20 protein-coding genes and 2 riboswitches are annotated in these 26,058 nt (G+C 57.3%); of the genes, 9 read left to right on the forward strand and 11 right to left on the reverse strand.

Annotated features, from left to right (window positions below; translation table 11 throughout):
- Nucleotides 1–24: 24 nt before the first annotated feature.
- The 3 genes from ACR0J0_RS13390 to ACR0J0_RS13400 are packed head-to-tail and all read right to left on the reverse strand — an operon-like array spanning nt 25 to nt 2,077.
- On the reverse strand, nt 25–822 hold the full coding sequence (locus ACR0J0_RS13390) for a metal ABC transporter permease (RefSeq protein WP_480664638.1): 798 nt from the start codon (nt 820–822) through the stop codon (nt 25–27).
- On the reverse strand, nt 822–1,562 hold the full coding sequence (locus ACR0J0_RS13395; RefSeq protein WP_480664639.1) for an ATP-binding cassette domain-containing protein: 741 nt from the start codon (nt 1,560–1,562) through the stop codon (nt 822–824). The genes ACR0J0_RS13390 and ACR0J0_RS13395 overlap by 1 nt, the downstream gene beginning before the upstream one ends.
- A 2-nt stretch (nt 1,563–1,564) precedes the next feature.
- The gene (locus ACR0J0_RS13400) at nt 1,565–2,077 is read right to left on the reverse strand and encodes a transcriptional repressor (RefSeq protein WP_480664640.1); all 513 of its coding nucleotides are present in this window, start codon (nt 2,075–2,077) and stop codon (nt 1,565–1,567) included.
- Nucleotides 2,078–2,133: 56 nt separating this feature from the next.
- On the opposite strand from ACR0J0_RS13400, the gene ACR0J0_RS13405 reads away from it, so the two are divergent.
- Entirely contained in the window at nt 2,134–3,267 is a 1,134-nt protein-coding gene (locus ACR0J0_RS13405; protein ID WP_480664641.1) for a zinc ABC transporter substrate-binding protein, read from the forward strand.
- A gap of 213 nt (nt 3,268–3,480) precedes the next feature.
- Here the strand turns inward: ACR0J0_RS13405 and ACR0J0_RS13410 are convergent, their stop codons facing one another.
- From ACR0J0_RS13410 to ACR0J0_RS13430, 5 genes are all read right to left on the reverse strand, one after another.
- Nucleotides 3,481–4,731: an aminotransferase class V-fold PLP-dependent enzyme gene (locus ACR0J0_RS13410; protein WP_480664642.1), complete on the reverse strand. Its 1,251-nt coding sequence runs from the start codon at nt 4,729–4,731 to the stop codon at nt 3,481–3,483.
- 149 nt (nt 4,732–4,880) lie between these two features.
- Complete coding sequence (locus ACR0J0_RS13415; RefSeq protein ID WP_480664643.1) at nt 4,881–8,054, reverse strand: efflux RND transporter permease subunit; 3,174 nt, start codon at nt 8,052–8,054, stop codon at nt 4,881–4,883.
- Nucleotides 8,047–9,339 carry an efflux RND transporter periplasmic adaptor subunit gene (locus ACR0J0_RS13420; protein ID WP_480664644.1) on the reverse strand — a complete coding sequence of 431 codons (1,293 nt, stop codon included), beginning with the start codon at nt 9,337–9,339 and terminating at the stop codon, nt 8,047–8,049. Before ACR0J0_RS13420 ends, ACR0J0_RS13415 begins: the two co-directional genes overlap by 8 nt.
- A gap of 220 nt (nt 9,340–9,559) precedes the next feature.
- Nucleotides 9,560–10,810: a M24 family metallopeptidase gene (locus ACR0J0_RS13425; protein ID WP_480664645.1), complete on the reverse strand. Its 1,251-nt coding sequence runs from the start codon at nt 10,808–10,810 to the stop codon at nt 9,560–9,562.
- The gene (locus ACR0J0_RS13430) at nt 10,807–11,595 is read right to left on the reverse strand and encodes a HalD/BesD family halogenase (protein ID WP_480664646.1); all 789 of its coding nucleotides are present in this window, start codon (nt 11,593–11,595) and stop codon (nt 10,807–10,809) included. The genes ACR0J0_RS13425 and ACR0J0_RS13430 overlap by 4 nt, the downstream gene beginning before the upstream one ends.
- A gap of 96 nt (nt 11,596–11,691) precedes the next feature.
- Between ACR0J0_RS13430 and ACR0J0_RS13435 the strand changes: the two genes are divergently transcribed.
- On the forward strand, nt 11,692–12,573 hold the full coding sequence (locus ACR0J0_RS13435; protein WP_480664647.1) for a LysR family transcriptional regulator: 882 nt from the start codon (nt 11,692–11,694) through the stop codon (nt 12,571–12,573).
- 269 nt (nt 12,574–12,842) lie between these two features.
- Nucleotides 12,843–13,607: an enoyl-CoA hydratase gene (locus tag ACR0J0_RS13440; protein ID WP_480664648.1), complete on the forward strand. Its 765-nt coding sequence runs from the start codon at nt 12,843–12,845 to the stop codon at nt 13,605–13,607.
- Nucleotides 13,608–13,860: 253 nt separating this feature from the next.
- On the opposite strand, the gene thiC is transcribed toward ACR0J0_RS13440, so the two are convergent.
- Nucleotides 13,861–15,660, reverse strand: a complete 1,800-nt coding sequence (thiC, locus tag ACR0J0_RS13445) for a phosphomethylpyrimidine synthase ThiC (protein WP_480664649.1) — start codon at nt 15,658–15,660, stop codon at nt 13,861–13,863.
- Nucleotides 15,661–15,769: 109 nt separating this feature from the next.
- Nucleotides 15,770–15,889, reverse strand: a riboswitch (TPP riboswitch).
- 408 nt (nt 15,890–16,297) lie between these two features.
- Here thiC and ACR0J0_RS13450 point away from each other — a divergent pair.
- The 6 genes from ACR0J0_RS13450 to ACR0J0_RS13475 all read left to right on the forward strand — a co-directional run bounded on the left by ACR0J0_RS13450 (nt 16,298) and on the right by ACR0J0_RS13475 (nt 23,709).
- Entirely contained in the window at nt 16,298–16,786 is a 489-nt protein-coding gene (locus ACR0J0_RS13450; RefSeq protein WP_480664650.1) for a CBS domain-containing protein, read from the forward strand.
- Nucleotides 16,787–16,810: 24 nt separating this feature from the next.
- Nucleotides 16,811–18,175: an ArsB/NhaD family transporter gene (locus ACR0J0_RS13455; protein ID WP_480664651.1), complete on the forward strand. Its 1,365-nt coding sequence runs from the start codon at nt 16,811–16,813 to the stop codon at nt 18,173–18,175.
- Between the two features lie 171 nt (nt 18,176–18,346).
- A riboswitch (TPP riboswitch) is annotated at nt 18,347–18,450 on the forward strand.
- A gap of 32 nt (nt 18,451–18,482) precedes the next feature.
- A complete protein-coding gene (gene thiB / locus ACR0J0_RS13460; protein WP_480664652.1) occupies nt 18,483–19,463 on the forward strand; it encodes a thiamine ABC transporter substrate binding subunit in 981 nt (326 codons plus the stop codon).
- On the forward strand, nt 19,439–20,986 hold the full coding sequence (locus ACR0J0_RS13465; RefSeq protein ID WP_480664653.1) for an ABC transporter permease family protein: 1,548 nt from the start codon (nt 19,439–19,441) through the stop codon (nt 20,984–20,986). Before thiB ends, ACR0J0_RS13465 begins: the two co-directional genes overlap by 25 nt.
- A complete protein-coding gene (locus ACR0J0_RS13470; RefSeq protein WP_480664654.1) occupies nt 20,973–21,665 on the forward strand; it encodes a thiamine ABC transporter ATP-binding protein in 693 nt (230 codons plus the stop codon). The genes ACR0J0_RS13465 and ACR0J0_RS13470 overlap by 14 nt, the downstream gene beginning before the upstream one ends.
- A gap of 160 nt (nt 21,666–21,825) precedes the next feature.
- Nucleotides 21,826–23,709, forward strand: coding sequence for an adenylate/guanylate cyclase domain-containing protein (locus tag ACR0J0_RS13475; RefSeq protein ID WP_480664655.1), 1,884 nt, complete (start codon nt 21,826–21,828; stop codon nt 23,707–23,709).
- Between the two features lie 41 nt (nt 23,710–23,750).
- Here ACR0J0_RS13475 and ACR0J0_RS13480 read toward each other — a convergent pair whose 3' ends face one another.
- Complete coding sequence (locus ACR0J0_RS13480) at nt 23,751–24,716, reverse strand: GlxA family transcriptional regulator (RefSeq protein WP_480664656.1); 966 nt, start codon at nt 24,714–24,716, stop codon at nt 23,751–23,753.
- Between the two features lie 257 nt (nt 24,717–24,973).
- Complete coding sequence (locus ACR0J0_RS13485; RefSeq protein ID WP_480664657.1) at nt 24,974–25,951, reverse strand: HpcH/HpaI aldolase/citrate lyase family protein; 978 nt, start codon at nt 25,949–25,951, stop codon at nt 24,974–24,976.
- Nucleotides 25,952–26,058: the final 107 nt, after the last annotated feature.

The following is a 26,058-nucleotide window of genomic DNA, read 5'->3' on the forward strand; positions in this document are numbered from 1 at the left end:
CGTTTTACCCTCTTCGACCGGGTTTCAGACCCTGTTCTGGCGCTGCCAGCCAAGCAGGCTGAAACACGCAAACAAGATAGCCGCCACGCAAACGATGGACGGGCCAGCCGGCGTGTCAAAGACATAAGCCGCCCGCAGCCCGGCCACAGCAGAGGTCGCGCCGATTGCAGCGGCGATCAGCGCCATCGTTTCCGGTGACCGCGCCAGGCTGCGCGCAGCCGCTGCCGGGATGATCAACATCGCCGCGATCAGCAACACGCCGACAACTTTGATAGCAACAGCCACAGTGACCGCGAGCGACAAGGTCAAGACCAACTGCTCGCGCTTGGGATCAAAGCCGCTGGCATAGGCCAACTCCTCGTTCAGCGTCGCAGTCAAAAGCTGGGACCAACGCCAAGTGATCAGGGCGACCACCAACGCGGCACCTCCCCAGATTACGATCAGATCTGAGCGGGAGACGGCCAAAATGTCGCCAAACAAGTAGGCCATCAAATCAATACGAACGCCGGACAGAAACGACACCGCCACAAGACCAAAGGCCAAAGCTGAATGCGCCATTACTCCCAGCAACGTGTCCATCGCATACCCACGGCCCGCCAACAAAGTGACAGTTAGAGCCATCAGAAGAGCAACGGCCAGCGCACCGGTGAAGACCGAGATCTGAAAAGTCAGAGAAAGCGCAACACCCAATATCGCAGCGTGCGCTGTTGCATCTCCAAAGTAAGCCATCCGCCGCCACACGACAAAACATCCAAGCGGCGCTGCGGCAAAGGCCACGCCAACACCCGCGAGCGTGGCACGGGTCATAAAATCATCAAGCATTATTCTGCGGCTTCCTGAGAGTTCGTATCGCAAGTGTGGTCGTGATCGTGATCATGGCGATAAAGGGCGAGCGCGCCGCCTGTTCCAGTCCCGAACAGCGCGCGGTACTCTGGGGCCGAGGCCACGACGGCCGGTGAGCCCTCACAACAGACGTGGCCGTTCAGACAAATCACCCGGTCCGAAGCGCTCATAACCACGTGAAGCTCATGGCTGATCATGATGATCGCACAGCCGGTTTCGCGGCGCACGCCTTCGATCTGGCGATAAAACGCGGCCGAACCGGGTTGGTCGAGGCCCTGGGTCGCCTCATCCAAAAGCAGGATTTCAGGCCGGTTGATCAACGCCCGCGCCAGCAACACCCGCTGGAACTGACCGCCGGAGAGCTGCGACATCTGACGTTTCATAAGGTCGGGAACGCCTGCGGTTTTCAGCGCAACTGCACAGTCCTTGCGCGAAACGCGATTTGTCAGGCGCATGAAGCGTTCAACCGTGATGGGCAGGGTCGGATCAATGTGCAGCTTTTGCGGGACGTATCCAATTCTCAGACCAGGCTTGAGTTTGACTTGCCCGGCAGACGGTGCCGCCGCACCGATGATCGCCCGCAGAAGGCTTGTCTTGCCCGAGCCATTGGGGCCGACAATCGTGACGATCTCGCCCGGCTCAACAGCCATGTCAACGTTACGCAGAACTGTATTGGCCCCATAACTTATGCTAAGGTCTTCTACGGTAATAAGGTTCATTTCTACGCCTTTTTGGTGCAGTCTGGGCAGACACCTTCGGCTTCTACAACTGTCCGCTCAATCTCGAAACCCACGGCGCGCGCGGCGGCACCCAACGCACCCTTGGCAGGTGCGGACTGCGCTTCGGCTACGGCGTCGCATTTTCTACAGATCATAAAGGCAGGCGAATGTGCGGCACCGGGATGCGCGCAAGCGACAAATGCATTCAAACGCTCAATCTTGTGTACGAAGCCATTGTCGACAAGAAAGTCGAGTGCCCGATAAGCTACAGGTGGCTGCGACCCGAAACCCGCCTCGCGCAACCGGTCAAGGATTGCATAAGCGCCAAGCGCCCGATGTTCCTGCAACAGCATTTCAAGCACCTTACGCCGAACCGGCGTCAGGCGCAGACCTTCGTCTTTGCACCGCGACTCGGCAATCGCCAGAGAATTATCGACGCAGTTCTCGTGGTCATGTTCTTGGAACCCAAGCAGCGCCGTGTCTTCGGCAGATGCGGGTATTGTCTCACTTGTCATGTTATTCCATATCATATATGCCGCTCGCAACGTTATAAAATCACACAGAGGGTCTGATGTCCAGAAAGCTTCTTCCTATTTCGATCACTGCTGCGTTAATGGGCGGCACAGCAATGGCCGATGTCCCGAATGTCGCGGTAGACATTGCACCAGTACACTCATTGGTAGCACGCGTCATGGAAGGTGTAGGAACACCGGATCTGATCGTACAGCCCGGCGGGTCGCCTCATGAATACAACCTGCGCCCTTCCGAAGCGTCGGCCCTGCAGGAAGCAAATCTGGTGTTCTGGATCGGCGAGGATCTGACGCCATGGATGGAAGGCGCGATTGAAACTCTGGCCGACGGTGCCACAGTCACGTCCCTACTGGAAGCGGACGGCACTGTGCTTCTCGATTTCCGCACAAGCGCCCTGTTTGAGGCGCATGACCATGGCGATGAGGACAGTCATGGCCGCGAGAAGCATGCCGAAGACAAGGATCACGACGACCACGACCATGATGACGAACATGGTCATGAGGATCACGCAGAAGACCAAGATCAAGACGATCATGACCACAGCGACGAGCATGCCGAAGGTGATGACCATGATCATGAGGACGAGCACGGCCACGACGACCACGCTGAAGGTGAAGACCACGATCACGAAGAACATGCCGGGCATGATGACCATGCACATGGCGACCATGATCCGCACGCCTGGCTCTCGCCGGAAAATGCCAACACATGGCTGAACGTGATTGCCGCACAGCTTTCCGCTGCGGACCCGGACAACGCAGGCACCTACTTCGCAAACGCTGCCGCCGCACGTGAAGAAATGGCAGCGCTTTCCGCAGAGGTGAACGAAATGCTGGAGCCGGTCCGCGACAGCAGCTTTATCGTGTTCCACGACGCTTATCAGTATTTCGAGAACGCCTTTGACTTCCCAGCCTCGGGCGCGATCTCTCTCAGTGACGCCTCCGATCCAAGCCCGGCCAGAATTGCCGAGATTCAAGGTCGCATTCGCGATGAAGGTATCGATTGCGTTCTGGCGGAACCGCAATTCAATCCGGGTCTGGTCGAAACCGTCATGGATGGAACCGAAGCAAAAACAAACGTGATCGATCCACTGGGCGCTGAACTGGAGCCCGGCAGCGGTCTGTACCCGGAAGTCATTCGGAACATGGCCAAATCACTGGCTGAGTGTCTTTGACATCAATGATCAGCTCATGCCACTTCGATGCGTGGAATGGACTGACTGTTGCTGGGGGCAACTCATTTACCCAGTTGGCTTAAGTTAACCAGTATCGTTGTCCCCAGCCCACTCAAACTGTGACGCCGTCCATCCACTTATCATTTCGCCGAATTTCAACGCACCAACGAAATCGGCAACTGCCCGAGGGTCGGGGTGTACCAAGCGTCTGCGTCAGGCGGCAATCGTCTTCATGGCACCAAGAAACTGCGCCACCTCGGCGACGCTGTTGTAATGGCACATCGAGACGCGGACACAACTGTCCAGCCCAAGTGGCGACAGAATGTTACCGGAATAGTGATCCGCCTTACGTAAATGGGTGCGGATACTTTGTTCGTTGAGTAACCGCACAACGTCTACCGAAGGGACGCCGTCCACAACCAACGAAACCAGACCCTCGCGCGCCGGGTTGTCGACGCCGCCGAGAATAGTCACCTTCTCCATCTCGGCCAGTCCGGGCAGGTTCCCGGTACCGTGAATCATCGCATCGGTCAGCGCCTTTTCCTGCGCATGGATCGCCTCGCCTGCGGCTACAAACTTTTTGCGCCTATCGTCAGAGTCGGTGACCTGCGACCCCAGCCATTCGAAATAGCCGACCACATCGGACATGGTGGCGTAGGAACCGGTGTCGCGCGTGCCCATCTCCCAGTTGTCGGCTGGGCCGTCGATCAGGCTGTTATGGGGCAGAGTGGTCAGCCGGTCCGAGATCCAGGCAACCCCATAGCCATGGCGCGAAAACACCTTGTAGGGCGAGATCACATAGCCGTCCACGTCATAGGCCGTCAGGTCGATCCGGCCGTGCGCGGCGTGCTGGATACCATCGACGATGATGTAGCAATCCGGCGCAACCGCCCGGATAGTAGCCGCCACGGCCGCCACGTCGACCCCCATACCGGTGACAGGCGAGGTGTGAACGATAGTTGCCACTTTGGTGTCGGGCGTGACATTTGCGGCATAGGCTTCGGCAGACACGGTGCCGGTGGCGTCATCATGCTCGACAAGAACATGGCTTTGGCCCGCGACACGTGCCCAGCGGTCACAAGCACTGCGGGTGGCGGGGTGTTCCAGCGTCGTGCCAAGAACCTGACCGGTGCCAGTACCCAGACACGCGTTCATGATCAGGCGGAACAGGAGCTCAGTTCCGCTTTCGCCAACGAAGAACTGGCCACCCGGCGCATTCATGAATACCGCCATATCCTCTTTGGCCTGAGTGATCACGCGCACCAGTTCGTGGCTGCCGGGATTGTCACGCCCCTGATTGTCAGGAATGGCCGCATAGTCCTGCGATGTTTCCACCACCGAGTTCAGCGTTAGCGCGCCGCCGGCATTTTCAAAAAAGATGCGCGGCCCCTGCTGCGGGCAATGGTCGATCTGGGCAAACCGGTCACGGATTTGCTGAAGCAGTTGGTCGTTGATCTGGGGCATTGGTACTCAATCGTGCAAGTGTTTCATTCTGACATGTTATATGTGTTGCAACCCAAAGTGCGCGCAAAAAAACCGGGGGCTATGCGGTAAAATTTTGTTCAGCATCGCGACAGTTCTGTGACACCAGATGATTTAACCGCCTTTCCAGTTTACTCCGCAGGCACGGCCTCGGTTTCTGAGTCCTGTCGACCAGCCATAACGCGAAACAGCGCGGGCACCAATGTCAGCGCAGCAATCGTTGCTGCGAACTGACCAAATATGATGGCAAGGCACAGTGGCCTCCACGCTTCGTCTGCCAGTGCCAAGGGTGCCAATCCGACCATGGTTGTCAGTGTTGTCGACACGATCGGGCGAAAGCGGTCTGCCGCCCCCTGGCAAGCGGCCTGCGCGATATCCATTCCCTTGGCTACGTGCCGGTTCATCGTGTCCACAAGAACAATGCCGTCATTCACCGCAATGCCGGCCAGAGCAATCATCCCGATGACCGCCGGAAAGCTGAGTTCAATCGCAAACAGGAAGAACCCGAAACCCACGCCGGACAGTCCGCAAACCACGGTGACAAGGATAATCGCCGGCTGCAGGAAGGATCGGAATTGCAGGATCAGCACTGACGCCACGCCAAGCATCGCCAGGATAAAGGCTTGCTGCGCGCCGCCATAGGTTTCGCCTGCCAGCTCGAACTCGCCCGCGAATTTATAGCTGTAGCCTGGTGGCCAGTCTTCCTGCATCGCCCTGAGTTCAGGATCGATCAAGTCGTGCAACTGGTTGAAGGTGTACGAAAAGCTTTTGCCCATGACCGTAGCGGTGCGCTGACCGTCTTTGTGGGAGATGGTCAGAGGGATGCGATCGGTGCGCTGCTCGGCCAGTAGTGAAACCGGGACCCAACGCCCATCCGGCACACGGATCTGGATGCTTTTCCATTCTTCCCAGGTTTCTGGCCCACCCAGTCGACCCTGTTTCGAGGGCCAGTAGGTCTCGACCCGGATCTCCAGATCATCCGCGTCCGAACTGGTGCGCATTTTGGCCGCCTCATAGTCGCCCAGGTAATGGGTCAACTGAGCGTTAAAATCGGCCTCGGTCAGCCCGTAGCGCTGCAAAACCTCGCGCCGCGGCTGGATCGTCACCTCGATCCGGGACTGACCGAGATTGTCACGGATATCACTAAGACCCGGAAACTGCCGAAGCCGCTGCTGCACTTGCTGGCTGATACGTTGAACACCCTCCAGCTCTGGCCCGAAGATATTGATCTGCAACGGGTCTTCGTTGGTGGACGCACCTGTTTCCGAGGTGATCAGCATTCGGTAGCCGGGAACATCGGTCAAGGCTAGCTCGATCTCCGCACGTAAAGCGGGCACGGTCTGAAATGCAAGTTGGTCTCGCTGCGCCTTGGGCTTGTACAGAACCGTAAACCCAACAATGTTGCGCGCGGTCGCAACCGACAGACGATCTTCGGCAGAACCTTCATAAACAAAGTCGCGCTGGCCAACGACCATCAAGGTGGAGGTAAGGTAGGGTTTGTCCTGCAGGATGTCAGCGATCTTCAGCGCGACGTCGCGTGTGTCCTCCAGCTTGTTGTCCGGAGACAGCTCTACCGTTATCCCCATGTTACGCCCATCCGACAAAGGATATAGCGTGACCGGCAGCAGTGACCCCAGCATGAAGCACGTGGTAATCACCGCGGCCCCACCGGCGATCCAGCCCCATGAGGTCGAGCGGCGGCGCACCACGGCGCGACCAAGCCACCCGCGCAGCCAGGTTTCCAGACGTTCGGTGATCCGGTCGACCAGCATTGGCTGAGCATTCTCGCGGCGCGACAGCAGGAATTGCGACAGCGGGATCGTGATTAGCAACGACACCGCATAGGACACCACCAGCAGCACGCCTGCCGTCACGGGAATGGAGCGTATGAACTTGCCATCCAACCCGCCGATCATGGCAAGCGGCACGAAGATCAACACGGTGGTTACCGTCCCGGCCAAGGACGGCACGGCGAATTTCTTAACTGTTTGAATGGCGGCTTCGCGGAATTTCAGTTTCTTGCGGTGAACCCCTTCGTGCATCCCTTCCATCATCAGGATGAAGTCATCTACCAATAGGCCGAGGGCCAGCACCATGCCGATGACCACCATGACGTTGAACGTGTATCCCAACATCCAAAGCGCAGCGAGCCCGCCCAGCATGGTGACTGGGATCGACAGCGCCGCCACAGTTGCTTCGCGCCATGTGAGCAGAAAGAACAGGATGACGAATACCGCTGCTACCGATTGCCAACCATTGACCAGCGTCTTGTCCAGTTCCTGTTGGATGATTTCGGCGTCGTTCGACACGATGTCGTATTGCAACCCGACCGGCCAGTCGCGCGCCTGCATGGCCGCATCGATCACCTGCGTGGCCGCATCGACTAGCTTGATCGTGTCCTGCCCATCCGCTTTGATCACCGACAGCGCGACGCCTTGCGTGAAGTCGCGCCCTTCGCTTGAGTAGTAGGTTTCCGTTTCTGCCCGGTACAGCGCTTGTTCGACGCGCGCCACGTCGCTTAGACGAACGACATATCCGGCCGGGCTGCGGTGGATCACGAGATCGGACAATTGATCGACATCGTAGATCGCCGTTTCGCTTTTCAGACTGAAGGACTGTTCGGGGCCTTCATAAACACCCAGCGGAAAGTCCTTGGCATGGGCGCGAATAAGGCGGCCCACATCAACCGGCGAAACATCATGCGTGCGCAGGCGTTCAGGCAGTAATTGTACCCGCACATAGGATTTGCGGTTGCCCAGCAGGTCAACCTTGGTGATACCCGGAATGCGCAGCAGTCGCTTTTTCAGACGCTTGGCTGTCGCGTCCAGTTCACTGGGCGGAACCCGCCCGTACAGAACGAAGGATGCAATCGGCATCGACCGGATTGATGCCTGCGTAACCACAGGCGTTTTCGGCCCCTCGGGAAACTCTGCCCGCGCCTTGTTAACCCGTTCGCGCAATTGACTGATGGACTCTTGCAACGGCGCATCCGCGTCGAACTCCGCAAGAATAACCGAATTCGAGTGCGTCGAACCGCTGGAAAACTTCTTGAGGTCCTCAAGATCGCGGATTTCCTGCTCGATCCGATCAGTTACCTCTTTTTCCATCACGGACTGCGGCGTGCCGTGCCAACCGGTGTGGATGAAAGCCATCGGAATCTGCAGATCCGGCAGCGATTCCTTGATCATGCCGCGAAAGGCGAACACCCCGCCGACGGTGATGAACAACAGCAGCAATATCGCCAGAATTGGATCGACAAAAAAGAATGAAAACAGGCGATTGCCCTTGGCGCGCTTTTTACCCATTGCGTGCCTCGGAATCTAGCAGCTGAACGGAATCTCCGGGTAGAAGCCTGTGCCGTCCTTCGGTAACGACAATGTCCCCTGGCTTAAGCCCCTCGGGGACTTCAACCAGCGTGTCTTCGCGAATTCCGGGCTGAATGATGCGTTCGGAAACGGTGTTGGTGTCAGGGTCAACGACCAGAACGTACGCCTCATTGTCCCGATGCAGCAGCGCCTCGACGGGTACAACCGAAGCCGCTTTGGCGTCCCTCAGGATTTTAACCCGCGTCAGTTCTCCGTCGATCAGACCCAGGTCTGCCTCATTCGTGCGCAAGGTGACACGTACAGTGCGTGAGTCCGGCGACAACATCGGCGCCACGGCGTGCACCGACGCATGAAGAAGATCCGCTTTGCCCTGCCCCACGCCTTGGCCAGCCGGCCCGTCACGCAAAACAATTGCTGGATTGCCAACTCTCAGTTCTGCGCGCCGATGCATCGGAATTTCGACTTCAATCTCAAAAGTGGATGCGTCCAGCAGGGTCACCGGAAAAGTGGCGGCCATGGAAGTGTCGTCCCGGGAACTCATTTCCTCGGGCAATACATACTCGCCCTCGCGGATGTTCAGCCGAGCGATCACACCATCCCATGGCGCGTGAATTCGTGTTCGCTCCAGGTTGCGGCGCGCCTGCGATACTTCGTTTCGCGCGGCCAGCACCCCTGCTTCACTTGCGACAACGCGGGCCTCGGAGGCTGATACGTTGGCAATAGCTACTTCCAACTCGGCTGTGGCTTCATCGAATTTCTGCTGCGAGACCACTTTCTTGTCCAGCAGCACCCGGGCACGGTCAAGCCGCGTTCGCCAGAGGTTTTCGGTGCTTTTTGACTGCTTCAACTGCGCGTTGGCCATATCGACATTGCGCTCTGCCTGGGTCAGGCCGGTGTCCGCAATTCTGAGCGCCTCAATGTAATCAGCATCATCAAGACGCGCGATCAACTGACCTTTCTGGTGTTCCATCGGACCGGTAACGGGTGCGCCCTCACGGACGTTGTCGCCCACCTCGGCAACCCGACCCGGCACTTCAAATGTCAGATGGCTGCGGCGTACCGCCCGAGCCGTTCCTTCACCGTAGATCCAGTCGCGCAGCTCCTGTTCACGCACCTCAGCCCAACGCACCCGTGTCGGAGCCGGCGGCGCAGGCTCAAGCGCTTCATAGCGCTCGGCCATACTGGTCCAGCTGACATAGGCAGTCCCCACCACCAGCGGCAACAAAAGGCAAACAAGAAGAACTATCCTGACCGCTTTTTTCATAATCGAGGGTCTCCGAAACCAGTTTGGAGAAATGATTTATGGGATTGTTATTTTTTGTCAATAGCGACAATTTATAATTTTGCACTGTTGGTGAAACGCTGAATGGTCAGTTTGCTGAGCACATTCAAACAGCCTGGTCCGGCTGATCCGGATCAGGCTGAGGCCTTTCGGCACACTCAATGCAAGTCAGGCGTCACATTACTGGCGAGTAGTGCAGGCTTCACTCGAACGGGAAACTGTCCAACCGCTCGTTGCCATCTTCGGTAACCAAAACCTGTGTTTCCAGTTTGACGCTTTCCGATCCTTGTTTGGCGATCAGGCTTTCCACACAAACGACCATTCCGGGCTCGAACCGCCCGGACATCGCGCCTTCGCCCCAATCCACATGCAACGGAACGACCGGCCATTCATCGGCCATGCCCACACCGTGAACCGCCAAAGAATATCGATAGGGAATGTAAGGGTCAGGAATACCCCAACTTTTGCTATTGAACTCGGCAAAGCTGACGCCCGGGCGCACCAGTTGGAGGTTGTGGTGAATCTGGTCCAGCGCCGTGTCGTACAAGCGCCGCTGGGTCGACGACATGGGCGTGTAGCCACAGGTCCACGCGCGGGAAAGATCGGCGCAATAACCGTACGGGCCAATCATGTCGGTATCGAACGATATCATCTCGCCCAGTTGGCAAGGTCGGTCCGAACACTCCTGATACCAGGGGTTCGTCCTTGGGCCGCAAGTCAGCAACTTGGTTTCCAGCCAATCGCCACCCGACCGCGCATTCTCGAAATGCAGATGCGCCCAGAGTTCACGCTCGGTGGTGCCTGGGGTCGAATGCTCGTAGATCCGCGCCATGCCCGCCTCGCACACACGGATAGTCCAACGCATCAACTCGATTTCATCGTCGGATTTGATCGAGCGCGCGATCTCTGTAAGCGGTGAACCGGCAATAGGTTTGAGGCCACGCGCTTTCAATGCATCGACACCCCCGTTCTCGAGCTTATCGCAGGCTATTCGCCGGTTATCTCCGCCATATTCCCGGACGATGTCCGCAATTTCATCGGCCCAATGGTCTGTTGCCGCCTCAGTCTTGTCGCCTGAGGCCATGAACATCCAGGTTTCGGCGACCCTCATTTCGTCAATGCCCGGCAAACCCTCGCTTTGATGAAGGCAGCCTTTGAACTCGAACATGATGGCTGGTCCGTTGTTCAGGATCAGCGCATATCGTATCGGGTTATGAAGCGTCCAAACCTGCATGTTGGAACAGTCAAACGCATACCGAATGTTGCAGGGGTCATACAGCAACAGCGCGGCGCAATCCGCGATCTCCATCTGCTGGCGCAGACGCTGCAGCCGGTATGATCGCGCCCTGTTCAAAACCGCGTCCGGCACTGGGCTTTTTAGCGGTTTATCCGCACCCTCGGCGTTCAGATAAGTGAGCTTGCGGTCGTCTTTGAAGGCTCTTTCCGCGTTCATGATGCGCGCCCGTAAAACCCGATGCGCTCCTCCTCGGTAAACTGAACATTCGGGCGTTCATAATAGGAAAACACCGCGATAATGCGGTCGCGTTCACCCCTTACGGGCGTAACACGGTGGGCCGTATTCTTACCTTTGAAGATATTCAAAGTCCCCGGTTGCAGTTTCATCAGCGTCGGCTTGCGGCGCCCTTCCAGCAAATCCGCTACCCCGTCGTAGTTTGGGTCGGTATCACTGCGCAGATCTTTCTCATACTCGAAATCGCCACCCGAGTCCGGTGCTTGCAGCAGAAGCGTTGTGGTGAATTCCGATCTGTCAAAGTGCCAGTTCAGAGCCTGCCCCTGAGAATAGGCCATGACATTCACCCGGGCCAGCGGGTCCTGCATGACGAACAGTTCTGGCTTCTCCATCACCGCCGCCAGAAATTGCGCAAAAAGAGGCCATTCATACAGCCGGATCACAAGCGCCTGTCCCATCCGATCCGCACATATTGTCCGGTTCGAGGTTTCGAACTCGATCAGGGCGGGATGGTCGTTGCTAAGGCCGTCGATGGCTTTCTTGAAGTAAATGTTGTGCCGACGCGCATGGACAAAAGAGTTTTCATCAAAAACCGGTTTGAGCTCGGCCACGGCAGATTGGATCGCGTTGTCCCGAATAAATCCGGGCAAATTGAACAGGCCATTCGCGGACAGTTCCAACCTGCAGCGTTCAATCAGCTCTTGCCACGCCGCGCTGCCTTGCTGGTCCAGCGGGTATAAGTCCAAGTTGATCACTTCACGCATCATCGATCCTCCCAGTCTTTATTCCTGAGTAGGCCTTGTACAGTGGCCTTATCAATAGGTATTCTTTTTAGGGTACATTAGATTTTCTAAAGGACAGTCATGAAACGCACGGCTCCACTCAATGCGCTGCGCGCGTTCGAAGCCGCTGCCCGAACAGGGTCATTCACCAAAGCTGCGCGCGAACTGAACGTAAGCGCAGCGGCCGTCAGTCAGCAGGTCAAATTACTTGAAGAATTTTGGGACGAGACCTTGTTCATCCGACAAGGCAACCGGATTTCCCTGACGGATTCCGGACAGATGGCCTATCCTGAACTTGCCGGTGCGATGACGCGCCTGACGGACCTGTCCGACAGGATGCAGCGGACAAACACCCGTCGAAAACGGCTGGTGCTGAGCGCCCCGCCATCGGTCGCTGAGACATGGCTGGCGCGGAAGCTTTCCAAACTCGGGTTAGACAGCCTTGAAACACCTCTGGGCGTTCGGATCGAGGAAGATCCCGTGGACTTTCAAGCCGATCGCATTGATATGCGCGTTTTCTATGGTCACGATCTGTATGGTGACTATCAGGTCGTATCCCTGTTTTCAGATGTTCTGGTTGCCGTGGCTTCGCCGAAGTTGGCCGCACAATACAATCACGGACTGATCCACGTTCCGGATCGATGCTTCATCCACACCGACTGGGGTCCGGGTTTCGCCTCTTCCCCGGATTGGAACACAGTATTGGATGGACGCCGGATCATTGATCGGTCAGCCGGGCAACTTGTGGGGCACAGCAGCACCGCGTTGAGTTTTGCGCGCAATGGTCTGGGTGTGGCCCTCGTTCCGCAGGAAATGGCCACGACAGATCTGAAAACCGGCCACATCATCAAGATGAACCTGTCACCGATCACGCTGCCGCAGGACTATCTGATTGCTTATCCAAAAAGACTAAAGTCACACCCGGACGTGCAGAAAATTGTTAAAACGCTGCAAAATGACTAACCCGGCGCAGGGGCGACGTGGGGTCATCATCGTGATTTGTTGACGATGCCTTATCGCCAACATACGAACTGATTAACATGCAAAAATCGCAGTACCCAACCCTACTCAACGATCGCACAGCGCGCGGTTTCTGGCCACGTTCGGATCGCGAACATGCTGCAGGTCAGCACTTGCTGAACTATGGCGCTAAAGATGCGGCGGCCACCGCCTGAACCGAAACCCTCTATCAAGGCGGCACGAGTCCCGCAGAAGCCTTAAGGACAAACCCCATGAGCGCCAATATCATCATCAGCACCCAGGATCGCGTTACAACCGCAACCATTTCCCGGGAAGAAAAGAAAAACGCGATCACCTTCGCCATGTACACGGCGATGGCCGAAACCATCGAAGAATACGGACAAACCGACGGAGCGCGTGCGTTGGTCATCACCGGGTCCGGCGATATGTTCACGGCTGGCAATGATCTGCAGGATTTCATGGCTGGCGGAATTCCGGCAAGCGCTGACGAAAACCCAATCGTGCGGTTCCTGAATGCGATCCGCGATTGCCCCAAGCCTCTGATTGCAGCAGTCAACGGCCCGGCGATCGGAGTTGGCCTGACCATGCTATTGCACTGCGATCTGGTCTATTCCGCGCAGAGCGCCACGTTCAGTGCTCCGTTTGTCCAGCTGGGTCTGGTGCCCGAGGCCGGGTCGTCGATGCTGCTGCCCGCTTCGGTCGGTATGGCCGTCGCCAATGACGTCCTGCTTGCCGGTCGTATCCTGACCGCAGCCGAGGCATTGGATCATGGGTTGGTAGCCCGGGTCTTTTCTGACGGCGACCTGTCAACCAAAGTGCAAGAAATCGCACGGCAAGTCGCGGCCTCCTCTCCTGTCGCTCTCAGGCAATCCAAGGCGCTGATCCGTAGTCGGCGCGATGAAGTGGCCGGCCATATGGCCGCTGAAATCAGGATCTTTGCACAGCAGTTGCAATCGCCTGATTTCGCCGAAAGCGTTGCAGCCAAGCTGCAGAAAAGACAGCCAAATTACGGTTGAGCGCTATCGCTGCAGGTCAGCAAGATCTCTTACCCCATCCAAAGGCGATCCACCCTTCAGCGTCAAATTGGCTAGTGGGGCGGCATCAAGCTTAGGCCTTGTCCGGCCGGTTCAATGTATGTCGCTTTACCGGACATGTCGGCCTGTGTCGCCTTGCCAGATCGAACCTTGACCCGCGCTGTGTTGAACGATGATCGTTCAGCTGGCCAAAAATTTGAAGCGCCAGAGCCGAATGCGGCTCCGGCGCCTTGGTTTACGCGTCTTCGCCAGTTACAGGCAGATACAGGTCGCCCCCGTCGCGGAACTTGGCGGCCATGGCTTCCATTCCTTCCTTTTGCGCCTCGGACCGAATGTCGTGGCTGATCCGCATCGAGCAGAATTTCGGCCCGCACATCGAACAGAAATGCGCCACTTTATGCGCCTGTTTCGGCAGGGTCTGATCGTGGAATTCGCGCGCAGTGTCGGGGTCGAGCGACAGATTGAACTGATCCTCCCAGCGGAACTCGAACCGAGCACGCGACAGGGCATCGTCACGGCGTTGGGCACCCGGAAGGCCCTTTGCCAGATCTGCGGCGTGTGCGGCGATCTTATAGGTGATGACGCCGGTCTTCACGTCGTCCCGATCCGGTAGACCCAGATGTTCTTTTGGCGTGACGTAACAGAGCATCGCGCAGCCAAACCAACCAATCATTGCCGCGCCGATGCCACTGGTGATGTGGTCATAGCCTGGCGCGATATCGGTGGTCAGAGGGCCAAGCGTATAGAACGGCGCCTCGTGGCAGCACTCCAGCTGCTTGTCCATGTTCTCCTTGATCTTGTGCATGGCCACGTGGCCAGGGCCTTCGATCATCACCTGACAATCCTTCGCCCAAGCGATCTTGGTCAGCTCTCCCAGCGTCTCTAACTCGGCAAACTGCGCCTCGTCATTGGCATCAGCGATGGAACCGGGACGCAGCCCGTCACCGAGGCTGAACGACACGTCATAGGCGCGGCAGATGTCGCAGATTTCGTCGAAATGCTCGTACAGGAAGCTTTCCTTATGGTGATGCAAGCACCATTTGGCCATGATTGAGCCGCCGCGCGACACGATGCCAGTCACCCGGTTAACAGTCATCGGAACCATGTGCAGGCGCACACCCGCATGGATGGTGAAGTAGTCCACGCCCTGTTCGGCCTGTTCGATCAGCGTGTCGCGGAACACCTCCCACGTCAGATCCTCGGCAAGGCCGTTCACCTTCTCCAGCGCCTGATAGAGCGGCACCGTGCCGATCGGAACCGGGCTGTTGCGGATAATCCATTCACGGGTGTTGTGGATGTTGCGACCGGTGGACAGGTCCATGACCGTGTCAGCACCCCAGCGGATCGACCAGACCATCTTGTCCACTTCCTCTTCCATCGAGGAGGTCACTGCCGACGTGCCCATATTGGCGTTGATCTTGACCAGGAAATTGCGCCCGATGATCATCGGTTCGCTTTCGGGATGATTGATATTCGCCGGAATGATGGCGCGGCCTGCCGCAACTTCGTCGCGTACAAATTCGGGCGTCACATAGTCGGGGATGTTGGCGCCCCAATCATTGCCTTCGCGCCGCTCGGACGCGGCCTCGCGCAGTTGATTTTCGCGGATGGCAATAAACTCCATCTCGGGCGTGACGATGCCTGCGCGAGCATAGGCCAGTTGCGTCACAGCCTTGCCATCTTTGGCGCGCAACGGGGGGCGTTTGACGGGAAATTCCGGAGTCAGCCGGTCGCCTTCGACAAAGCCGTTATCCTCGGGCTTGATCTCGCGCCCATCATATTCTTCGACATCGCCACGCGCTTCGATCCACTTGCGGCGCAGAGGAGCCAGGCCTTGTCGAATATCGGTGATCACGTTCGGATCGGTGTAAGGGCCCGAGCTGTCATAGACCGGCAACGGCGGCTCGCCTGCCGTCGGGTGGACCGAAATCTCGCGCATCGGCACGCGGACATCCGTATGCAGCGTGCCTTTCACATAAATCTTACGCGAAGCCGGCAATTCACCTGTGGTGATCTTGGGATTGGGGACATTCATGTTGGTGCTCCTCAAGCGGTTCAACTCAAAAAGACACCAGAAGAGTTTTGGCTTGGGGAAACGAGAGGGCGTACGGCCCCCTGTTCGGAGTGCGCCCGCCCGGATCCTTGGCCTGCGCGCCCTAGCTTCCTACGCCAGTATCAACTGGGTCAGGTTCAAAGGGTCGCGTCGCCGGGCAATGCCCCGTCAGCCTCTCAGTCCCCTCGGTGGGACTCCCCTGCGTGAGGTCCGTCTAGCCTGAGAGGTATCGGCGAAGCAAGTTCCAATTTTGCCGCGTCATTCGCCCGGATGTACGTTCTGCAGGATTGCCAAGCGCGTTCCATTAGACGGAGTGCTGGACCAAAAACTGGCAATGGGTGGGCGTGGATTTCCACAGTGCCAGGCTAATAGGCTCCGCTCGCCGGTTCCGCGCGCAAACTATCGGACATGCGTTACGCATCCGTAAGCCACATATAGCGATAGCGATATCAATTTAATTTCATAAGTGGGGTGGTCAATTCTGGTTGACGGTGAAATGCAGTGCGCATCATCAAATTATGATTCGCTTTGGCAGACTTTCCGCATGTCTCGCAGGGCGTTTTTTGTGGCTGTGCAGATGGGAAACCATCCGGCGGCCGATCGAAGTCAGAGGAAACTCATGGGCCTGACCTGCTATGATGTAATGGTACCGCCTGAGGTACAGAAAACAATTCTGCCCGATGAAAGCATCGCGACGGCTTTCAACATCATCAGGGGCAGCCGGGCGCGTTTTCTGCCGGTAGTGGATGAGGACGGGACCTATGTTGGCGTTTTCACCGCCCCGACGCTTCTCAAGCTGATCCTGCCCAAAGCGGCAACCATTGGTCTGAACGACGATGCATCCCGCGTCCCGATCGAGTCCCTAAGCTTCATGAATCTGACACGGGAAGATTTCGAACAACAGCTGGTGCGGCTGAAGACCGAAAAGGTCCGGGACAACATGTCAAGACCATCCAACATCCCTGTTGCTGCACCTGACACACCGGTGATGGAAGGCATCTTCCTGATCTACAAATACAAACGGCACGTGATCCTTGTTGAGCCCGAGACCAACCGTTTCGTCGGCACCGTAAGCGCCAACTCGCTTCTGGATCGCGCACTCAGCTAACCCTATACGAACCGGACTAAAACCTTGGCAACGCATTCGACGTCACACGGAGAGAGCGCTCTCTCTGTTCCACAACTATTGGGAATCGATCCCCTTTGGATCGCGACCGGAATCCTGATTTTGGTTTACGCGGTACTGATCACAGAAAAGGTCAACCGCGCCATTCTGGCCATGCTGGGCGCATCGTTGATGGTCTTGTTTGGCATTATCAATCAGGAACAGGCCGTGGCCGGTGTGGACGCCAACACGCTGGCTTTGTTGATCGGCATGATGGTCATCGTCGGCATCACCAGCAAATGCGGGCTGTTCCAATACGTGGCGATCAAGGCCGCAAAAGCGGTGAACGCCAATCCAACCGGCATCCTGATCATGCTCACGCTGATTACGGCCGTTTTCTCGGCGCTGCTGGACAACGTTACCACCGTTTTGCTGATCGCACCAATCACTTTGCTGATCACCGAAGCGTTGGAAACGCGGGTTTTTCCATTCTTCATCGCCGAAATCCTGGCCTCGAACGTCGGCGGCACTGCCACGCTGATCGGTGACCCGCCCAACATCATCATCGGCTCGGCCGCAGGGCTGAGCTTTAACCAATTTGTTGTGAACCTGGCTCCTATCTCGGCCATATGTCTGGTTGTCCTGACCGGCATCATCTACCTGATGAACCGCAAGGAACTGGCCAGCATCCCGAAATCGGCAAGTGACCGGATCATGGGCTTCAATGAATCCGAAGCCGTCACCGATGTGGTCCTGATGATCAAGTCCCTGAGCGTGCTGGCATTAGTGTTGCTGGGCTTCACGCTGGGGCACAGCTATGGCATTCAACCGGGCACGTCGGCCTTGGCGGGCGCAGGTTTGCTGATGCTGCTGGCCTATGGTCATCAAAGCGGCGAGGAACAATCCGAGTCCGTGCACCACATTTTTGGCGAAGTCGAATGGGTCACGATATTCTTCTTCGGCGGGCTGTTCGTCATCGTTGCCGGTGTCGAACACGTTGGGTTGCTGGCTTTCTTTGGCGAGAAAGTGCTGGAGCTGACGCAGGGCGACATGATGTGGACCGCGTTCTTCATTTTCTGGGCCTCTGGCATCCTGTCCGCCATTCTGGACAACATACCATTCGTGGCCACGATGATCCCGTTGATCGAGTCTACGGCGGATACATTTGGCGGCAAAGAGGCAATTGAACCCCTGTGGTGGTCGCTGGCGCTTGGGGCCTGTCTGGGCGGCAACGGCACATTGCTTGGGGCCAGCGCCAACCTGACGGTTGCCGCATTTGCGGAAAAGGCCAAACAGCCCATCGGCTTTATCGCCTTTGCCAAAATCGCGTTCCCGATCATGATCCTGACGTTGATGATCGCGAACGTGTACATTTGGCTGCGATACTTCTGATTTCGGAGCCCTTTGAGCTAAGCACGCTGAAAGCATCGCTGGTTCAAAGGGCTTCAAGTTCCAAGAAGCGGCGAGGCGTCCAAATCGCCTCGACTTGCGGAATTACAAACTTCGCCCCCTTCGCGACGCAATTTTATTAGGTTGTCTTTTCGTTCAATCCCCCCTAGTGACGGCCTCACCTCGGGGTGCGCGGCTACCGCGCTGAGATGCCTTTGGCGAACCCGTAGAACCTGAACCGGCTAGAACCGGCGGAGGGAAAGGTAAAGGTTTCATCCATCCTTGCCCTCTCGCCGCAATGGAGGATGATATGAAACATCTGCTGATTGCTGCGGGACTACTGAGTGCAACTTCGGCCATCGCCGCCGACAAGCCTCAGCTGACCGTATACACCTATGACAGCTTTGTATCCGATTGGGGGCCCGGCCCGCAGGTAAAAGAAGCTTTTGAAGCGACCTGCGAATGCGAACTGAACCTTGTGGGTGTCGAAGATGGTGCCGCGCTGTTGTCGCGTGTCCGGCTTGAGGGTGAAAACTCTGACGCCGACGTGGTGCTGGGTCTGGACACAAACCTGATTGCCGCAGCCCGGGAAACCGGTCTGTTTGCACCCAGTTCCGTCTCTGCGGACTTCGCACTTCCGATCGAATGGACCGACGAAACGTTCACCCCGTTTGACTGGGGCTATTTCGCGTTTGTCTACAAAGCAGACGCGTCGGCACCTGCCAACTTCAAGGAACTGGCAGACAGCGACACCAAGATCATCATTCAGGATCCCCGCTCGTCCACCCCCGGTCTGGGCCTGCTGATGTGGGTCAAAGCGGCCTATGGCGACCAAGCGCCCGAGATTTGGGCGGGTCTTGCCGATAACATCGTGACCGTCACCAAAGGCTGGTCCGAGGCATATGGTCTGTTCCTTGAGGGTGAGTCGGACATGGTACTTAGCTACACAACCTCGCCAGCTTACCACCTGATCGCCGAAGAAGACGCAAGCAAAGCAGCAGCAGCCTTTGATGAAGGCAACTATCTGCAAGTCGAAGTGGCGGCAAAGCTGGCCGGAACCGATCAGCCCGAACTGGCGGATCAGTTCCTGGAGTTCGTGGTGTCGGATGCGTTTCAGCAGATCATCCCGACGACCAACTGGATGTATCCGGCCGTGACCCCGGCAACAGGTCTGCCCGAGGGTTTCGAGACCCTGACCGTGCCGGCGAAATCGCTGCTGTTCTCACCCGATGAAGCCGCCGCCGTGCGGGACCAGGCTCTTGCGGAATGGCAGAACGCGCTCAGCCAGTAAGCCCATGGCCGGGTATCGGCGCGGCGGGTCTGGTCGCAACGCTGATACTGGGTACACTTGCGGCTGTCGCATTGCGCGCCGAAACCAGCGGCGGGTTCAGCCCCGCCGACTGGGCAGCATTGAAGTTCACGCTGATCCAGGCCACGCTATCCGCGCTATTCAGTGTCCTGCTGGCCGTTCCGGTGGCCCGCGCCCTTGCTCGTCGACGGTTCCGGGGCCGGCGCGCGTTGATCGCGCTTCTGGGCGCGCCGTTTATTCTTCCAGTCATCGTAGCCATCCTTGGGTTGTTGCAGGTCTTCGGGCGGTCTGGGTGGATTTCTGACCTTCTGGGTCTTTTTGGCCTGCCACCCATCCGCATTTACGGGTTGCACGGTGTTGTATTGGCCCACGTGTTTTTTAACCTGCCCCTGGCCACGCGCCTTGTTCTGCAGGCCTGGCAGGAAATTCCCGCTGAAAGATTTCGATTGGCTGCTCAACTGGGCTGCAACGGTGCGGCAATGTTCCGACTGATCGAACTGCCCATGCTCCTGCGTATTCTACCGGGCGTTCTGGCGGTGATCTTCGCCATTTGCCTGACCAGTTTTGCCGTTGCCCTCACTCTTGGTGGAGGTCCGCGAGCAACAACGATCGAACTGGCGATCTATCAGGCCTTTACCTACGATTTTGATCTCGGTCGCGCGGCGCTGCTTTCCGCGTTGCAATTGGCCCTGACTGCCGCCGCCGCATTCGCCGCGTTGAAGTTTTCGCGTGGAGATGGATTTGGAACGGGCCTGGATCGCGAAATACGCCGCTGGGACGGAGGAAAACCCACACTTGACGCATTTTGCATCCTCGCAGCGGCCACGTTTTTGCTTCTCCCACTCGCGTCAGTGGTAATCTCCGGTTTCGCAGGGTTGTTGGAAATGCCCGCGATGGTGTTTCGTGCAGCATTGACGTCAATCATTGTTGCGGCGGCCAGCACCGCCATTCTTCTGTTGCTTGCACTCCCGATGGCCGCTGCCGTGGCGACAGGACGGTACGGAATAGTGGAGCTTAGCGGCATTCTGGGGTTGGCGGCATCACCCTTGGTGATTGGAACTGGCTTGTTCATCCTGATCCGCCCGCTGGCGAACCCAGCGACACTCGCGCTGCCCGTGACAGCATTGGTGAATGCGGCAATGGCCCTGCCCTTTGCCCTGCGCATTCTTGTACCCGCAGCGCGTGACGCCGTTGCTCGGCATGGCAGGCTTGCGATCTCATTGGACATGGGCAAAGGGACATTTTTTGCGCGCATCCTGCTGCCCCGGATGCGTCCGCAAATCTGCTTTGCCGCCGGGCTTGGGGCCGCGTTGTCCATGGGTGATCTGGGCGTGATCGCGCTGTTTGCCGATCCGCAGATCGCAACCCTGCCCTTGCAGATTTACCGGCTGATGGGGGCTTATCAGATGCAGGCTGCCGCGGGGGGCGCGCTGCTGTTACTGCTGCTGTCGATGGGTGCATTCTGGCTTTTGGACCGAGGAGGGCGCTGGCATGCTGAAGCTTGACGGCTGCGTGATTGAAAATGGCAATTTCACCCTGCGCGCTGACATTCAGATCGGGGCTGGAACCAGCGCTGCCATTATCGGGCCATCCGGGGCGGGAAAATCCACACTTCTTGAAACCATCGCGGGGTTTCGAGACCTCAAGCAGGGCCAGATATTCTGGAAACACGAGTGTATCTCCAATCTGCACCCCGGTAAGCGCCCTTTGGCGATGCTGTTTCAGGACGGAAACCTGTTTCCGCATTTGACAGCCGAACAGAACATTGCCTTGGGCCTGCGCCCGAACGGTCGTCTTTCGAAAGATGAGGAAACACAGGTGCAGTCGGCACTCGACCGGGTCGCCCTGTCCGGGCTTGGCGGGCGGCGGCCTTCTGAACTGTCAGGCGGCCAGCAAAGCCGAGTCGCGTTGGCCCGAGTCCTTGTGCAGCGACGCGAGATTTTGCTATTAGACGAACCCTTCGCGGCGTTGGGGCCGGCCCTCAAGGCCGAGATGCTTGATCTCGTGGCCGATCTGGTAGCCGAGACCGACACCACCTTACTGATGGTCAGCCATGATCCGCAGGACGCGCGCCGCATCGCGCAACAAACGGTTCTTGTGGCGGATGAGATGGCGCATCCACCCGTCGTGACCGAGAAGCTTTTTGAAAATCCTCCGCCGAGCTTGCGAGCATATCTCGGTTAACAGCGACCTCGCCTGAATTATCCGTGTCGCATTGCAGGTCCGCAGGTTTTGGCCCCGCATTGAGTAAAGCGCGCGTTTTGCATCAACCTCTCACGCGAAAACGCTAGGTTAGGACTCCAACTGCGTTGAAACGAGCCGTCAAGCAAAATATCGTTCAAAAATGGTCACGGAAGACAAACATCTGGAACGCAGCGGCTTGGTCCAGGCCGGTAAGCGGGCAGACAGCCCTCGATCCAGAATCAAAATCAAAATCTCTGCACTGCTGGCGCTGGCCATCGGTGGACTGGTGGCGCTTTCGGCCGGAGCGGTGCTGTTAGTATCAACATACGCCAATGTTCAAAACACCACCGAGTTGCTGAACACTTCTGCTTCGATGATCGTCGAGTCGATTGAGGACAACATCTTCAGCCTGACAACGCCGATCGAGGAACTTGCGAAATCCCTGCAGAAAGACGCAAGCTCAGGTGACGTTGACCTGTCCGATACCGAATTTCTGGAGGCTTACTTCAAAGGTGTTGCAGCGTCGGCGCCTTATTTGACCGACCTTGCCGTTGTTTACCCGGACGGCCGTCTTTTCGTCACAACTCACATAGCTGGACCTGACGGGCCAACCTTTGTCTCTGAAAACGAACCCCCTGCTGCCGGGACGCTTCGGTTTCTGAAGGACGTTAAGGGTTATGACGGCCTGTTCTGGAACGAACCCTTTTTCGATCAGGGCAGAACGCACATCTCGGCGACAGTACCGGCCTATAAAAACGACGTTTTTCTAGGGGCTGTGCTTGTCTCCTCTACGGTGCACCATTTCTCGGACATTATCGGTGAGTTGGGCGGCAAATACGGTGCGACCGGGTTCATATTGTACGGAAGGAACCGCGTTTTGGCGCACCCAAAACTGCTGAACCTTTCGGCAACTGAGTTGACCTCGGACGCGCCCCTGCATTCGATCGCAGTACTGGACGATGCGGTCATCTCGCAGATGCTGAGACAAGCGCCTGAATTCCAGGGCACTGACCGCTCATTTGATGGGTATGTGGTCGAGGTTGCAGACAGTGAACAACTGGTTCTGACAAGCACCGTCTATGGGTTTGGTGCAGAGCCTTGGATCATCGGCCAGTATTCCCCGCTTAGCGATTGGAGCAATCAATGGTCGCGCCTGAGCGACGCGGCGTTGGTCAGTGGCGGGTTGCTTATCGCTTCCGTACTTGCGGCCCTGTTGTTGGCCAGAAGATTGGCAGCGCCTATCCACCGGTCGACCGAAGAGGCAACGAAGATCAGTGAACTGAACTTGGATCAGATCGACTATCTGCCCCCTTCTCGTGTCGCGGAACTGAACTTGCAGGCTGCGGCTTTCAACAAGATGCTCGACGGGCTGCGCTGGTTCGAAACATACCTGCCCCGAACTCTGGTCCGGCAATTGCTGAAGACCGGAGACCCCGATGTTGTCGAACCACGCGAAGTTGAACTGACCGTCATGTTTGCCGACATCGTGGGTTTCACGGCGACCTCGGAATCCATGACACCGCAAGCTACGGCCGAGATGCTGAACCGGCACTTCGAGATCCTGAACCGCTGTATTCAGGCCGAGGGCGGCACCCTCGACAAGTATATCGGCGATGCTGCGATGGCGTTCTGGGGGGCACCTCGGGAACAGAAGGATCATGCCGAACGTGCCTGTCGTGCGGCCGTGGCCATCAAGCAGTCTCTGGCAGAGGCCGGGGTCAGCTATGGCGTCAAGATCGCCGTTCATACCGGGCCGCTTATTGTCGGAAACATCGGTGCTCTGGAGAGGATGAACTACACCGTCATCGGCGATACCGTGAATACCTGCGCCCGGATCGAAACTCTGGCCGGCGATCTGTCGACCGACGAGCAGACCAAGATTCTGATCAGTGATGCGACCGCAAAGCTGATCGGCGCGTCTTTCCATCTGGTTCATGTAGGCGAATTCCCTGTCAGAGGACGACAGGGTAAGGTGAACGTCTACCGACTTGATGACGCGCCCAACAACGGCGAGACGAAGGATCAACGTGGGCCTGAAGGTTGATCCGCAAAAAAATGCGGCTTGAAAGAAGGCACTCCTTCACATCATTCCGCTCGCCGCAATTGTTTCGGGGTCTTCCCGTACTCTGCCTTGAAAGTCTGTGCGAGTGTAGAGGTGGATGAGAATCCGCATGCAATTGCAATATCAATGACCGGCATCTGCGTGTTCGAGACCAGAGTATATGCCTTTTTCAACCGAAGCTTCCTGTAAAACTTGCCGGGTGATGTACCCAAATGCACCATGAACTGCCGTTCGAGCTGTCGGGTCGAAATGCCCACGCGTCGGGCTAGGCTGGCCGTTGGCAACGGGTGTTCGGTGTTCTCCTCCATGACGCGGATCGTGTTTTGAAGCCGCTTTTCAAGGAAGTTTGGATTGGCGCTCAGGCCTTTGGGCTGCTCCTGAGAATGGCCGCGAACGTTGTTCAGCATCAGTTGGCATGCCAACTCCGCACAATCCTGAGGCTCAAGCACCTCTGCAAGAATGCCGATAGTTGCCTCGGCTGCATGTCCATGACCGGCACAGGTCAGGACAGTTCCGTTTCGGGCGACAAGGTTTTCTGAAAGAGTCGGAAAATCCCCGATTTCCCGCAACAACCCGACATCCCGCCAATGCGTTGTAACAGGTCCCCCCTGCGGCGCTGTTGCCTTGATGTACTCTCTGGCCGCGTCCGAAAACAAAGCAACTGGTCGCTTGTGTTTCTGCATCGCCCGAACACGCCGCAACCAGGAATTGACGTCACCCATCTGGCCTCCGACAACGCACATACAGTCGCTGAGGTATTGGTCCGCGATTGCGGGTTTTGCCCGCACAATCAAGTCAGAGCAGCTGGACACCAGTCCGGGCGTGTCAGAGGTAATCTGCCATTGAAAGAGGTCGCGGTTGAGAACGTCATTTGCCGTTTGCAAAACGGCTATGATCGATGAGAGCTCAAGGTACGCAAACTCCGCCTGAACAAAAATCTCAAAGGTTATGTGTCGTTCGGTCTTCAATTTCGATGCAGGTTCTAACATTCGACTGTATCTTACTGTATTTGCCTGCGCGATGCCCCCAAAGTCAGGATGCGGTCGCCCTCATCGGTGGTTGAGGTCCCTGAACATCATTCGGCGAGCAGCTACTTTGAACCCATCATCAGATTGAAAGCAAGAAGCAAACGGGATGCTGTCCAACTCGACCGCTCTAACGTTTCTCACTTCAACCTGGCGCTTTTCAACGACGAAGCGCGGAGCCAGAACGACCCCGCGCCTTGGAACTTGTGATCTGTGGCGGCTCAGGCCGCAGCAATTTGACCGGCTTTTTCAACCAGTACTTCTGCCTGACGGATCGAGGCATAGTCGATCAGACGGCCATCCAGTGATACAGCGCCTTTACCCGATGCTTCGGCCTCGGCCATGGCAACCAGAATACGCTGTGCCTTGTTCACTTCCGCATCGGACGGGGACATGACTTCGTTGGCCAATGCGATCTGGCTGGGGTGAATGGCCCATTTGCCTTCGCAGCCCAACACCGCTGCGCGTTTGGCTGCGGCGCGGTATCCGTCCGGATCCTGGAAATCGCCGAAAGGTCCATCGATCGGGCGCAGTCCGTTGGCCCGCGCCGCGACCACCATGCGGGCCAGCGCGTAATGCCACATATCGCCCCAATGAGTCAGGCGACCGCCGTCGGCATCTGCGTCCGTCAGAACGGAATAGTCGGGGTTCACACCGCCAATGATCGTGGTCCGTGCACGGGTCGATGCCGCATAGTCGGCCACGCCGAAATGCAGGCTTTCGTTGCGCTTCGACGCGGCTGCGATCTCGCTGACATTCTGCATTCCCAGGGCGGTTTCGATGATGTGCTCAAACCCGATCCGCTTTTTGTAGCCCTTGGCGTCCTCGATCTGAGTCACCAGCATATCGACAGCATAAACGTCGGCGGCGGTGCCAACTTTGGGGATCATGATCAGATCCAACCGTTCACCGGCCTTTTCGACGACGTCTACAACATCGCGGTACATATAGTGCGTATCAAGCCCGTTGATCCGCACAGACATCGTCTTGGCACCCCAGTCGATATCGTTCAGCGCCTCAATGATGTTCTTGCGGGCTTGCTCTTTTTCGTCCGGCGCGACGGCATCCTCAAGATCAAGGAAAATGACATCCACGTCCGACTTGGCCGCCTTTTCGAACATACCCGGTTGACTGCCGGGGACGGCCAGTTCGCTGCGGTTCAGTCGGCCGGGGGCCTGTTCAATGGAGTGAAAGCTCATGATTTGGTGTCCTTCGTCTTACAGGTTCGGGTAGATTGGGAAACGGGCGCAGAGTTCGGCGACTTCGGCTTTGACCTTTGCTTCGACCGCGCCGTTGCCGTCTTCGC

Source organism: Ruegeria sp. BF12 (assembly GCF_056538705.1).